This window comes from Nocardia lijiangensis NBRC 108240 (assembly GCF_001613045.1).
Taxonomy (GTDB): Bacteria; Actinomycetota; Actinomycetes; order Mycobacteriales; family Mycobacteriaceae; genus Nocardia; species Nocardia lijiangensis.
This window is the reverse complement of the sequence record NZ_BDBP01000090.1, coordinates 30,559-43,262: the sequence shown is the minus strand read 5'-3', so window position 1 is coordinate 43,262 and position 12,704 is coordinate 30,559. Positions and strand designations below refer to the sequence as shown.

At 70.4% G+C, this 12,704-nt stretch carries 8 protein-coding genes; 4 read left to right on the top strand and 4 right to left on the bottom strand.

Annotation, left to right across the window (positions count from 1 at the left end; genetic code table 11):
• The 3 genes from NL1_RS38285 to NL1_RS28590 form a co-directional block, all read left to right on the top strand.
• The coding region (locus NL1_RS38285) for a beta strand repeat-containing protein (RefSeq protein ID WP_373862605.1) at window positions 1-4,089 on the top strand (4,089 nt) is incomplete at its 5' end.
• Between the two features lie 17 nt (window positions 4,090-4,106).
• The gene (locus NL1_RS28595) at window positions 4,107-5,969 is read left to right on the top strand and encodes a dynamin family protein (protein WP_067845590.1); all 1,863 of its coding nucleotides are present in this window, start codon (window positions 4,107-4,109) and stop codon (window positions 5,967-5,969) included.
• Between the two features lie 94 nt (window positions 5,970-6,063).
• Complete coding sequence (locus tag NL1_RS28590) at window positions 6,064-7,644, top strand: dynamin family protein (RefSeq protein WP_245673610.1); 1,581 nt, start codon at window positions 6,064-6,066, stop codon at window positions 7,642-7,644.
• A 127-nt stretch (window positions 7,645-7,771) separates the two neighbouring features.
• Here the strand turns inward: NL1_RS28590 and NL1_RS28585 are convergent, their stop codons facing one another.
• The 4 genes from NL1_RS28585 to NL1_RS28570 all read right to left on the bottom strand — a co-directional run bounded on the left by NL1_RS28585 (window position 7,772) and on the right by NL1_RS28570 (window position 11,711).
• Window positions 7,772-8,407 (bottom strand): HhH-GDP family DNA glycosylase, encoded by a 636-nt coding sequence (locus NL1_RS28585; RefSeq protein WP_067845588.1) that lies wholly within the window; start codon window positions 8,405-8,407, stop codon window positions 7,772-7,774.
• Window positions 8,408-8,550: 143 nt separating this feature from the next.
• Window positions 8,551-9,708, bottom strand: a complete 1,158-nt coding sequence (locus NL1_RS28580; protein ID WP_067845587.1) for a zinc-binding dehydrogenase — start codon at window positions 9,706-9,708, stop codon at window positions 8,551-8,553.
• 223 nt (window positions 9,709-9,931) lie between these two features.
• Window positions 9,932-10,645, bottom strand: a complete 714-nt coding sequence (locus NL1_RS28575) for a hypothetical protein (protein WP_218024501.1) — start codon at window positions 10,643-10,645, stop codon at window positions 9,932-9,934.
• A gap of 232 nt (window positions 10,646-10,877) precedes the next feature.
• Window positions 10,878-11,711, bottom strand: a complete 834-nt coding sequence (locus tag NL1_RS28570) for an SDR family NAD(P)-dependent oxidoreductase (protein ID WP_067845583.1) — start codon at window positions 11,709-11,711, stop codon at window positions 10,878-10,880.
• A 129-nt stretch (window positions 11,712-11,840) separates the two neighbouring features.
• On the opposite strand from NL1_RS28570, the gene NL1_RS28565 reads away from it, so the two are divergent.
• Complete coding sequence (locus tag NL1_RS28565; RefSeq protein ID WP_067845581.1) at window positions 11,841-12,464, top strand: TetR family transcriptional regulator; 624 nt, start codon at window positions 11,841-11,843, stop codon at window positions 12,462-12,464.
• Window positions 12,465-12,704 lie beyond the last annotated feature (240 nt).

Below are 12,704 nucleotides of genomic sequence, written 5' to 3'. Positions count from 1 at the left end.
GTCGACGCGGCGGCGAACGCGGGCGTCGACCTGGGCGTCGGCGTGAACACCGGCGTGAACACCGACATCGATCTCGGCCTCGGCCTGAACACCGGGTTGAAAGGCGACATCGGCGCTGGCCTCGACCTGGGCGGCGCGCTCGGCGCGGGCCTGGAGGGCGCTGTGAACGCGGGCACCGATCTCTCCGCCGACCTGGGCGGCGCGTTGGGCACGACCCTCGGCGCGGGCGCACAGGTTGTCACCGATCTCGGCGGCAGCCTTGCTGCGGGCGTCGGCGGCGTCCTCGGTGCGGGCGCGGGTGTCGGCGGTGCGCTCGGCGCGGGGCTGGAAGGTGCGCTGGGTGCGGGCGCGGGTTTGACGGGTGCCGTCGGCGGGGCGGTGGATGGTGTCGCGGATGTCGCCGCGGGTCTCGGTGGAGGTCTGGATGCGTCGGTCGGCGCGGGGCTGGAAGGTGCGCTCGGGGCGGGCGCGGGCCTGACGGGTGCCGTCGGTGGCGCATTGGACGGCGTCGCTGACCTCACCAGTGGGTTGACCGCCGGTCTCGGCGGCGCAGTAGACGGCACGCTGGGTGCCGGCGCTGGACTCGGTGCTGGTTTGGAGGGCGCCTTGGGTGCTGGTGCCGAAGTGGGCGCCGGGTTGGAAGGTGCGATCGGCGCGGGCACCGAGTTGGGCGCTGACCTGTCCGCCGGTCTCGGTGGCGCGATCGACGCGGGTGCCGAGTTGGGCGCCGGTGTGGGCGCAGGCCTGGACGGTGCGCTGGGTGCGGGTGCCGAGTTGGGCGGCGATGTGGCCGGTGGTCTGGAGGGTGCGCTGGAAGCGGGCCTCGGTGCGGGCGCGGGTCTTGGTGCCGGGCTAGAAGGTGCGTTGGGCGCTGGCTTGGAGGGCGCGTTGGGTGCGGGCGCTGAGGCGGGCGCCGGTCTGGGTGCGGGGCTGGACGGTGCGCTGGGTGCGGGTGCCGAGTTGGGCGGCAGTGTGGCCGGTGGTCTGGAAGGTGCGTTGGATGCGGGCCTCGGCGCGGGCGCCGGTCTGGGTACCGGGTTGGAAGGTGGGATCGGTGCCGGTGCCGGTGCCGGTGCCGGGCTGGGTGGTGACCTGTCCGCCGGAATCGATTCCGCTATCGGTGCGAGCGGTGACCTCGCCACGGGTGTCGGTGCGGGCCTGGATGGCGCGATCGGCGCGGGTGCCGAGCTGGGTGGCGATCTGTCGGCCGGAATCGGTGGCGCGGTCGATACGGGCGCCGAGGTGGGTGCCGGTCTGGGTGCGGGGCTGGACGGTGCGCTGGATGCAGGCCTTGGTGCGGGCGCGGGCCTTGGTGCCGGTCTGGAAGGTGCGGTCGAGGCGGGTGCTGAACTCGGCGGTGACTTGTCCGCCGGTGTTGGTGGCGCTCTCGGTGTCGGAGGCGACTTCGCTACTGATGTGAGTGCTGGTCTGGGCGGTGCGTTGGATGCGGGCTTTGATGCGGGCGCGGGCCTGGGTGCCGGTCTGGAAGGTGCGGTCGACGCGGGTGCCGGACTCGGCGGTGACCTGTCGGCCGGTCTCGGTGGCGCAGTGGGCGCGGGCGTCGAGGCAGGCGCTGGTCTCGGCGGCAGCTTGGAGACCGGGCTTGGTGGCGCGGTCGATGTAGGCGCCGGGCTCGGCGGCGATCTGGCCGCGGGCCTCGACGGTGCGTTCGGCGCGGGTGCCGAACTCGGCGGCGACCTCGCTGCCGGCGTCGGCGGCGCGCTGGACGGTGGAGCCGAGGCGGGCGCGAATCTTGCTGCGGGCGTTGAGGGTGCGCTCGGAGCGGGTGGTGCTGTGGCCGGTGGGCTCGAAGGTGCGTTCGGTGCAGGCACCGAGGCGGGCGCTGAACTGGCTGGTGGTCTGGAGACCGGTCTCGGTGGCGCGCTCGACGCGGGTGTGAACCTTGGCGGTGATCTGGCTGCTGGTGTCGGTGGCGCGCTGGATGCGGGTGCGGACCTGGCTGGCGGTGTGGAGTCCGGTGTCGGTGGTGCGCTGGATGCGGGTGCGAACCTGGGCGGTGATCTTGCTGCCGGTTTTGGTGCTGCTGTCGACGCGGGCGCGAACCTGGCCGGTGGTTTCGAGACTGGACTTGACGGCGCGGTGGACGCGGGCGCGAATCTGGCTGGCGGTCTGGAGTCCGGTGTCGGTGGTGCGGTGGACACAGGTGTGAATCTCGGCGGTGACCTGGCTGCCGGTGTCGGTGGTGCGCTGGATGCAGGTGCTGGTCTGGGCGCGGGTCTGGGCGCGGGTCTGGAAGGTGCGGTCGGCGCGGGTGTGGAAGCCGGTGCTGGTCTGGCCGGTGGTTTCGAGACCGGATTCGACGGTGCGCTGGACGCGGGTGCGAGCCTGGCTGGCGGTCTGGAGTCCGGTGTCGGTGGCGCGGTTGACACGGGTGTGAATCTCGGCGGTGATCTGGCCGCTGGTGTCGGTGGTGCGCTGGGTGTGGGTGCTGAGGCGGGCGGTGGTTTGGCCGGTGGTCTGGAGACCGGTCTTGGTGGTGCGGTCGATGCGGGTGCGAACCTCGCCGCTGGCCTGGAGACCGGTCTCGGCGGTGCGGTAGACGCGGGCGCTGGCTTCGGCGGCGGTCTGGCCGGTGGGCTGGAAGGTGCTGTGGATGGTGCGCTCGAAGCGGGTGCCGGGCTGGAAGGTGCGCTCGGGGCCGGTGGTGAATTGGCCGGTGGCGTCGACGGTGCGCTCGGTGCGGGGGCTGAGGCCGGGGCCGGATTGGCGGCTGGGCTCGGGACGGCGGCGGAGTTCGGTGGGGAGTTCGCCGGTGGCATCGACGGTGCTGTTGAAGCCGGGGCCGGGTTGGGGGCCGGTCTCGAGAGCGGGTTGCAGGGGGCGGCGGAGGCTGCCGCGGGTGTCGGGTCCGGTGTGTCCGGCGGGGCGAACGTGGGTGGTCAGGCGGTGACCGGGCTGGAGTCGAGCATGTCGGCGGGGCTGGGCACCGTGCTCGGTGCGGAGCAGGAGATCGGTGCCGGGCTGAACAGCGAACTCGGCGGCGTGCTCGCCAGCGGCGCGCAGGGCGGCGCCGAACTGGGCGGGGGTCTGCAGGGTCTGGTCGGTGGCGTGACCGGGTTCGGCGGTGACCTGTCCGGTGGCGCGGAGGCCGTCGTCGAGGCGGGCGGCGAGTTCGGAACCGGTTTGGAGACAGGGCTTTCCGGCGGTATCGAATCCGGCGCGGCGGCAGGCGGGGATCTGACGGGCGGCCTCGGCGGCGCACTGGACGCGGGCGGCCACGCGGTGTCCGGACTCGAAGCGGGCCTGTCGGCGGGCATCGGCGCGGCCACCCAGGCAGGCGCCGGTCTCACGGCCGGGCTCGAGGGTGCCATCGGCGCGGCGGGTCAGGCAGGGGCCGGACTGGAATCGGGTCTTTCGGCCGGACTCGGCGCCGCAGGAAATGCGGGTGCGGGTCTGAGCGGTGGCCTGGAGACCGGTCTGGGTGGTGCGGCAGGCGCGGGCTTCGGCGGCGGTTTGGGGACGGGCCTGGGTGGTGCGGCGAATGCCGGTGCGGGCCTGAGCAGTGGTCTCGAAGCGGGTGTGGGCGGTGCCGCGAATGCGGGCGCGGGTCTGAGCAGTGGCCTGGAGACCGGTCTGGGCGGTGCGGCGAACGCGGGTGCTGGTTTGAGCAGTGGTCTCGAAGCGGGTGTGGGCGGTGCTGCGAATGCCGGTGCGGGTCTGAGCAGCGGTCTCGAGACCGGCGTGGGCGGTGCTGCGAACGCTGGTGCGGGTCTGAGCAGCGGTCTCGAGACCGGCGTGGGCGGTGCTGCGAACGCCGGTGGCGGCCTGGAAACCGGCCTGTCCACCGGAGCTTCCGGCGCGTTCGCGGGCGGCGCGGACACCACGGGCTCGCTCGGCGCCGGAGCGCAGGGTGCGGTGGGCGGCGGTGCGGACCTGGGTGGCAGCATCGGGTCCACGGCGGAGACCACCGCGAACACCTGGTCGTCGCTGGACGTTTCGAGCGCATTCGGCTCCGGCTTCGACGGCGGCCTCGGCGCGACCGGCGAGTCCTCGCTGTTCGCCGAGGGCGAGTCGAGCATCGACGTCGGCGGGTCGACGGACCTGTCGGGTGATGCGTTCCTGCACTGAGAAAGGTCGACAACGCGATGGGGACACCCGTATCCGCTTCCGCGCCCGCGGTACCGCTGCTGTCGGTACTGGGTGAAACCATCGCCGCGGCGCGCGCCGCGGGTCGCACCGATCTGGTCGGCCGCCTGGAGACGGCGGCCGACCGGGTCCGCGACCCGCGGCGTCGCATCGTGATCGCGGGCCAGCTCGGCCAGGGCAAGAGCCGTTTCGTGAACGCGCTGCTGAACGTCGACATCTGCCCTGTCGGCGACGACGCGACCACCGCCGTCCCCGCCACGCTCGCGAATGGCGAGCAGGCGCACGCGGAGCTGTTGCTCACCGACCCGTACGGCGGCGGCGAAACGCGGATCCCGGTGCCGATCGAACAACTCCCCGCGATCGACGCCCGGACCCCGCTCGCCGAGGGCAGGCGAGTGCTGCGCGTGGAGATCCAATTGCCGAACCCGCTGCTCGCGGACGGCATCGTCCTGATCGACACCCCCGGTGTCGGAGGGCACGGAACTGCAGGCGCCACAACGGTTCTCGGCATAGTCCCGGCCGCCGACGCGGTGTTCGTGCTGTCCGACGCCTCCACCGAGCTCACCGAACCCGAGCTGGTCTTCCTGCGCCAGGTGCGCGAGCTGTGCCCGACGGTCGCGTTGTTGCTCACCAAGACCGACCTGTACCCGCATTGGCGGCAGGTCCACGAAGCGAACGTCGGCCACCTGCACCGTGCCGGCCTGGATGTGCCGATCATCCCGGTCTCAGCGCTGCTGCGCGAGCACGCCATGCGCTTGCAGGACGCCCAGCTCGGTAGCGAGTCGGGTTTCGGTGTGCTGTACCAGTTCCTGCGCGAGCAGGTCGTTGCTCGCGACCAAGCCGCAACCCGCGCCGCCGTCGCCCGCGACATCCAGTCGGTCGCGGAACATCTGGCGCTCGCGCTGGGCAGCGAACTCGTCGCGCTGCGCGACCCGAACCAGGGCGCGGCAGCGATCAGGGAGCTCCAAGCCGCGAAAACCGCTGCGGAAGAACTGCATCGGCGCACCGCCGCCTGGCAGCAGACGCTCGCCGACGGAATCACCGATCTGGCAAGCGATGTCGACCACGATCTGCGAGATCGCCTGCGCGGCCTGACCCGAACCGGCGAGGAGTGGATCGACGACCACGACCCCGGCAGGCACTGGGACGCCATCTCCGAATGGCTCACCGGCACCGTCGACAGCGCGCTCGGTGACAACCTGCTGTGGACCCACAAGCGCGCGGTGCACTTGGCCGAGCAGGTCGCCGAGCATTTCACCCACGTCGGCGCTGTCGATCTGCCCGACGTGAAGGGCGGTCTGAACGCCGAGGACAGCCAGACCGGCACCGCCACCCTCGCCGATCTGGAACCGGACATCGGTTTCGCCAGCAAGCTGCTCGTCGGCATGCGCGGCTCCTACGGCGGCGTGCTGATGGTCGGTCTGGCCAGCACCTTCGCCGGGCTGGCCATGCTCAATCCGATCTCCATCGGCGCGGGTGTCATCGTGGGCGGCAAGGCATTTCGCGACGACAAGCAGGCCCGCCTCGCGCGCCGCCGCGCGGAGGCCAAGAACGCGGTGCGCCGCTTCGTCGACGACATCGCGTTCCAGGCGGGCAAGGAGTCCAAGGACCGCCTGCACCGCATCCACCGCGCGCTGCGCGACCACTACAGCGGCGTCGCCGAGCGCAGTCTGCGGTCCATCGAGGATTCGCTGCGAGCCGCGCATGAGGCGGCCAATATGGAGACCGCGCGCCGCACGGAGCGGTGCGCGGTGCTGGAACGACAGCTGCGCTTCGTCGCGGAGCTGCGTCGCTACGCCGACACCATGCAACAGCCCATCGCCGCGCCCGTGCGAGGAGCCCTCGGTACGGTATCGGGGTGATCACGACACCCCACTCGCGCTCGACCAGGGGCGCCGCCTCCTTCCGGTGCATGCCCGTCGAGGCCCGAATCGGCGTGCGCGCCGCGGGGCGCCGGTGACCACGAGAGTCGCGCCCGGCATCGTCGTCGAGGCGCACGGCTTGGTGGACGCGGCCAGGCAGGCGTTCGCGCGTGAACCGCGGCCACGGGCCCTGCTCGCGGATTGTGCGCGCAGGCTGGATCAGCCGTTGCGTGTCGCGCTGGCGGGTTCGCTGAAGGCGGGCAAGTCCACGCTGCTGAACTCGCTGGTCGGCCAGGACATCGCGCCGACCGACGCGACCGAGTGCACCAGGGTCGTCACCTGGTATCGCAACGGCCCGACCCCGAGCGTCACCGCCTACGCCCCCGACGGTGCCGCCGCGAACGTGGTGGTGCGCCGCGGCGGCGGCACCCACGGCCTGACCTTCGACCTGCAACGACTGAACTGGAACGCGCCCGGCCCCCGCGAGGTCGACCACCTCGAGGTCGAATGGCCCGCGGCCGCGCTGGCGCACACCACCATCATCGACACCCCCGGCACGTCATCGCTGTCCCGTGAGGTGTCCCGCCGCACCGCCCGCCTGCTGACGCCCGACGACGAGGACGCCGAGGCTGCGGCCGCCGAGCACGTCGCCGTTCCCGGCGCCGACGCGGTCGTTTACCTGCTGCGCAGGCTGGACGCCACCGACGTCCGCTTCCTCGAGCGGATCGGCGCGGGAACCGGTGCGCGACAGGGCGGTTCGGGCCTGGCCGGTCCGCTCGGCGTGGTCGGCGTGGTCTCGCGGGCCGACGAGATCGGTGCGGGACGCATCGACGCACTGGATTCGGCCCGCGATGTCGCGTCCCGCTTCGCCACGGAGCTGGAGCGAACCGGCTTGTGCCAGGCCGTCATTCCCGTCGCGGGGCTGCTCGCCTTCGCCGCGGCGACGCTGCGCCAGCAGGAGTTCGCCGCCTTCCAGGCATTGGCCGGCGTCCCGGTCGACGAGCTCACCGCGGCGATGCTGTCGGCGGACCGCTTCGCGCGCCCCGACATTCAGCTGCCCGTGCCGCCGGAGCTGCGCGCCCAGCTGGCGGAGCGCTTCGGCATGTTCGGTATCCGTATGGCGGTCACCCTGATTCGGCTCGGCGTCCGCGATTCCGCAACGCTCGCCGCCGAATTGACCAGTCGCAGCGGGGTGGACGAGCTGCGCTCCGTGCTCGACGTGCAGTTCGGCCAGCGCGCCGACCAGCTCAAGGCGCATTCGGCGCTGACCGCCCTGGCCCGGGTGCTGACCGTCTATCCCGGCACCTCCGCCGACCAACTCCTGCCCCGGGTTCGCACCCTGCTCGCCGACGTGCACGGTTTCGCCGAGCTGCGTCTGCTCGGCCGCTTGCGCACTGACGAATTGACTTTGCCCCCAGCCGATCTCGCCGAACTGCACCGTCTGATCGGCGGTTCCGGCATCGCACCGCACCTGCGTCTCGGCCTCCCGGCGGACGCGGGCCACGAGGCGCAGCGAGCGCAGGCCGTCGCCGCGGTGCGCAAATGGCGCGAACGCGCCCGCCACCCGCTGGCCGACCAACTCACCACCCTCGCCTGCCTGACCGCCGCGCGCAGCGCGGAGGGAACCCTGAGCATGTTGCCCCCGGCGCCCGAAATGCGCATGGGGCGTCGCTGACTCACCTCGTCGGCAGGCCCACCAACCATTTCTCTATCGACGGGAGTCATATGGTGCTGGCGGTAGTCGAACGGTGGCTCGGAGCCGGGCGACCTCACGCAGCGATGCGGTAGGGCCAATCGGCCGGTCAGGTGGGCAGGCCCTCGGCCACCTTGTCGTCGAGGGTGACGCGGACGAGCGCCGCGGCCAGGTCGGCGGCGTGGTCCCTGGGAGCCAGATCGGCCAGCTTGTCCGGGGCGGCGGGCAGGCCGACGCGGCGGGCGCCACGCAGGGCGCGGTCGTCGAAGTGGGGTCGCGCCCAGGACCAGGTGTCCTGGACCTCGCGCAGGAAGATGTCGCTACCCGTGGGACCGATGCCGTCGAATTCCTGGAGCAGGTCGGCGGCGTGGTCGGGATCCTCCTCCGCCGCGGCGGCCAGTTCACGCAGGTCACCGTGGTACTGCTCGAGTACCCGGTTGGCGTTCGCGCCGAGCCGGGTCGCGGTGCTCTCGTCGTAGCGCTTGTAGTGAGCGCGGCCGAGGGCGTCGACCAGGTCCTGCCAGTCGGCGTCGGCCACCTTCTGCGGTGTCCGATAACCGCTGTCGACCAGTTCCTTGGCGGCGGCGACCGCGATATCCGCGGAGATCCGCGTGCTCATGAGTTCCGCGAGCATCAGCAGTTGGAACAGCGGCGCGGGCTTGTCCGCGAGCTTGATGCCCGCCTCGGCGGCGTACCCCGTGCCCGCGCGATCCAGCAGGGCCCGCACGACTTCACGATCACTCATCGCACCCTCCTCGCTCGACTACCGGACGCGTACCCCGGCCCGCTGCGTTGATGCACGACGGAATCGACGGAGAGAAACCCTTCGGCGGGTGTGGAACCACCATCTCTCCCGTCGAAACCCTTCGACTCCCGTAAAGCAGGCTCTCAGGGAGCGACCGCCGAGCTGGTCGGGTCGATGAGGATCTTGGCGTGCCGCTCCGGGTTGCCCAACGCGGTGAAGGCGTTGTCGATGCCCTCCAGTCCGACGGTGCCGGTGACGAGCGGCGCCGGGTCGACCTTGCCGTCGGCGATCATGTGCAGCGTGTCGCGGAACTCGCCGGGGTCGTAGCCGAGCGCGAAGCGCAGCTCGATCTCCTTGTTGATCGCCATCGCCGGGTGAAAGCGGTCGGTCTCCATACAGACGCCGACCACCACGACCCGCGAGAGCGGGGGAGCCGCGGTGAGTATCTGGTCGATGATGCCCGGCACGCCGACGCATTCGAAGATCACCGGCCCGGCCGGTCCCGCATCGAACCTGTGCGCGAGACGAAAGACGTACCACCACGGCAGTTTCGGGACCCGGCGCAGTCGCTGCATAGTGTCGAATCCAAGACCGAGCAGCTCCGTGACGCTGCCGATCCCCTTCTTGGGCGCCGCCTCCCACGGCGATTCGGCAGCCGGATCCACCACCAGATCCGCACCGCACGTGGCGGCCAGCTCGCGGCGGCGCGGCGAGAAATCGCTCGCGATCACCGTGCGAACGCCCGCCGCTTTCAGCATGCTGATCACCGCGAGACCGATAGGCCCGCAACCGATCACGAACGCGGTGCGCCCCTTGTCGACTCGCCCCTTGCGGACGGCGTGCCAGGCCACCGCCATCGGTTCGGTGAGCGCGGCGAGCTCGGCCGAAAGCCCGTTCGGCACCGGCATGGTCATGGATTCCTGCACCACCACCTGCTCGGCGTAGCCGCCCGGCGCGGCCGTCGACAAACCGGTGAGATGCGGCTGCCCGTCGTGCCGGATGATCGGCAACGCAACCACTTTCGTCCCCGGCTTCCACCGTTTCCGGCAACCGGCACCGTATTCGACTATCTCCCCGCTGAATTCGTGCCCGAGCACCACGCTCTGGTCGGCCCGCATGAACTCGTCGTACCCGGTCGCGCTCGCCAGCTCGGCCATCTCGTCGGCATGCGTGCGAGCGTGCAGATCGGACCCGCAGATCCCGCACCGCACCACATTCAGCAGCACCTGCCCGCGCCCGGGCCGCGGCGTCGGCAACTCCTCGACCTGGAACTTCGTCTTCGTCACGACAGCGGCGCGCATAACGGAACTCCTCTCGGACACCCCGCGCCGAACCTATCACCGCCCGGCCTACTGCCGAGGCCGAACGACGTCTGTGTACTACGGGTGGGTGATCGGGTCCGTTGGCAAGCGCGGTTGACCCCGGCGGCTCGCGCCGAACCTTCGGCCTTCGATCCGTTCGCCGCCTCTGCGGGCGGCCCGCTCGAGCCCTATCAGCCCAAAGCTCGGGAAGTGGCCCATCCAGCTAGCGATTCGGCGCAGGTGGTGGGATTTCCGGCGTTCGGCGCTCAGCTTCGTCGGACGTGCTCGCGATCTGGATGAACCGGGCCAGTTGCCATTCGTAGCTCTGTGATGAACCACGGATAGCGAGCCCGATGTCTTTCCGCACCACCTCATAGAAGCCACGGCGCGCTCGGCTTGCCGCTTCGACTGCTTGCACCCATGGCACATCGGAGATTCTGCCGGTTGCTATCAGCTGGAGGCGGAAGGCGCTCTCGTGCCACTTGCGGGCGGCGTCGACCGCGTCTTCGCTTCCCAACATCAGGACCGACTCCCACTTCATCGTTCGTTCTTCCTCCGCGGAGGCGAGGGCGATCAGCCCTTCATCGAGCGGGAGTTTGTCGATGTCGGGGTGCATCCCCTGGTGTGCTGCGATCCGGACCGAAACACCGATCACTTTCTTCACCGCGTGGGCGTACTCGGTGTAGGCGGTGAGTCTCTTCTCGTCCCATCGGATCGCCTGGGCTCGGCGCCATCGTGCTCGCTCAGCGGCCGACGTCGAAAAGTAGGTGGCGGCAACTCCGAGCAGCACTCCGATCAGGGCGGGGAGCTGCTGTACCAACGACGTCACGGGCCGTTGCAGATTGATAGCAGGGTGATCCTGCCACCGCAACCGGTCAGTGGTGCCAAAATTCGCCGATACCAACAACTTCCGAACCGGACCGGTACTGACATTCACCGATCGACGGTCTCGTGATTCACCGATAGAACCACCGATGGCCTGGAGAGCCGACGGCTGGATGCCAGGAAAACTCACGGGATCTCTCTCGTTGCTCGGTGAGGCGGTCCGGCCGGAAGGGTGAAGGCGTGCATCCTGCACCTCTCCGAGCCGAGACCATCTTGCGTGCCTTCACCCTTATTTGCGCGAGGTGAAAGCGGCGTGGTGCGGGCAGGCCACGTGAACGCCCGGCTCAGGCGGGTACGCCCTCGGCCTCCCTCGACAGGTGCTCCCAGTCGGCCCAGGTGGCGAGCCGCTCTGCGTACGCCTGGCGGATCATCGGGAGCGGTTGGGACCGGAACACCACGCGCAGCGGCGGGTGTTCGGCGTCGACCAGCTTGAGCATCGCGGGGGCTGCGGCCTCGGGCAGCGGGTCCGGGACCGTCGCCTGAGCGGCGGCGTTCGCGAACGCCGCGCGCAGGCCGTCGTAGGCAGGGTTCGGGACGAAGTGTGCGGGCGGCGTGGTGCCAATGTCCGTGCGGTACTGCGCCGGTTCGACGATCGTGACCTTCACCCCGTACTGCGCGACCTCCGCGGCCAGGGCCTCGCTCATGCCTTCCAGGGCCCACTTGGTCGCGTTGTAGCCGCCCAATGTGGGGTGCGCGACCAGGCCGGACGCGCTGGAGATCTGGACGATGTGGCCGTTTCCCTGGGTGCGCAGGTAGGGCAGGACCGCCTGGGTCACACGCAGCGGCCCGTACAGGTTGGTCTCCATCACGGCACGCAGGTCTTCCTCGGCCAGTTCCTCGACCGCAACGCCGAACAACGCGGCGCCGGCGTTGTTCACGACCACGTCCAGGCGCCCGAAGTGCTCGTAGGCGCGCTTGACGGCGACGTCCACCGCCGCCTTGTCGGTGACGTCCAGGGCCAGCGGGAGGACCGCGTCGCCATACGCATCCCGCAGCTCGTCGAGGGCCCCGGTGTCGCGCGCGGTGGCCGCCACCTTGTCGCCGCGCTCCAGAGCAGCGGCCGTGAACGCGCGGCCGAGGCCCCGCGAGGAACCAGTGATGAACCAGATTTTGCTCATGTCGTGCTCTCGCTCTCGTGATCTCGCCGGGCATACACCCGCAGGGATGCGTGTCGCAGCCCCATTCAAGGGACGCTAACACGTAGATGGTACTGAGTACCGAAACAGGAATGGAGTACGCTGTGTGACATGCGCGATAAGTCGACGACCACGCCGCCTCGGCCCCCGGCTGCCCACCCGACCATCGCCGACCGCAAGCGGCAGCTGGTCCGAGAGGAAATCAGCGCAGTGGCAATGCGCCTGTTCCTGGAGCATGGGTTCGATCAGGTACCGGTCGAGCAGATCACCGCCGAGGCCGGCCTGTCCCGGACAACGTTCTTCCGGTACTTCCCGACCAAGGAAGACGTCGTGCTGTTCCAGAACGAACGGTTCGGCCCGCAAGTCCTCGACTCCCTGTGCGCCCGTCCCGACACCGAACACGCCTGGGAGGCGTTCACCCGCGCCTTCGAGGACGCCCTGACCGCCGCCGGCACACCCCAAGTCGGTCTGCCGGTCGTCGCCATCGTCTGCGGCAACCCGCAGATCCACGCCCGCAACCTGGAAAAACAGCGCGACTGGCGGCCCTTGTTCGCCCCCGAAGTCGCACGTCGCCTGGCCCTCGCCGGCGACGAGGCCGACGACACCCGGACCAACGCGCTGACCGCCGCCGCCTTCGCCTGCCTGGGAGTGGCCTTCGACGCCTGGACCGGCTCAGACGGCAAGCACGACCTCCTCGAACTCCTCCGCCAAGCCATGGAGGCCGTCTCCTCGTAAGGAGACGATGCGCGAGGGCATGTCCACAGAATGTCCCTGGCCTCCGTGCCTGTCGTCAAACGATCTTGGGCTCAAGTGGTCAATGCATCACCGCGTGGATGATCATGTTGCGCGGAGGGTGTGTTGCGGGATTACGGGTTGTCGGCGGGTCAGCAGGAAGAGGTGTGGCGGCAGTGGCGTGCTGGAGAGCCATTCAGCGTCATTGCACGATCTGCTGGTGTGCCGGTGCATCATGTGCGG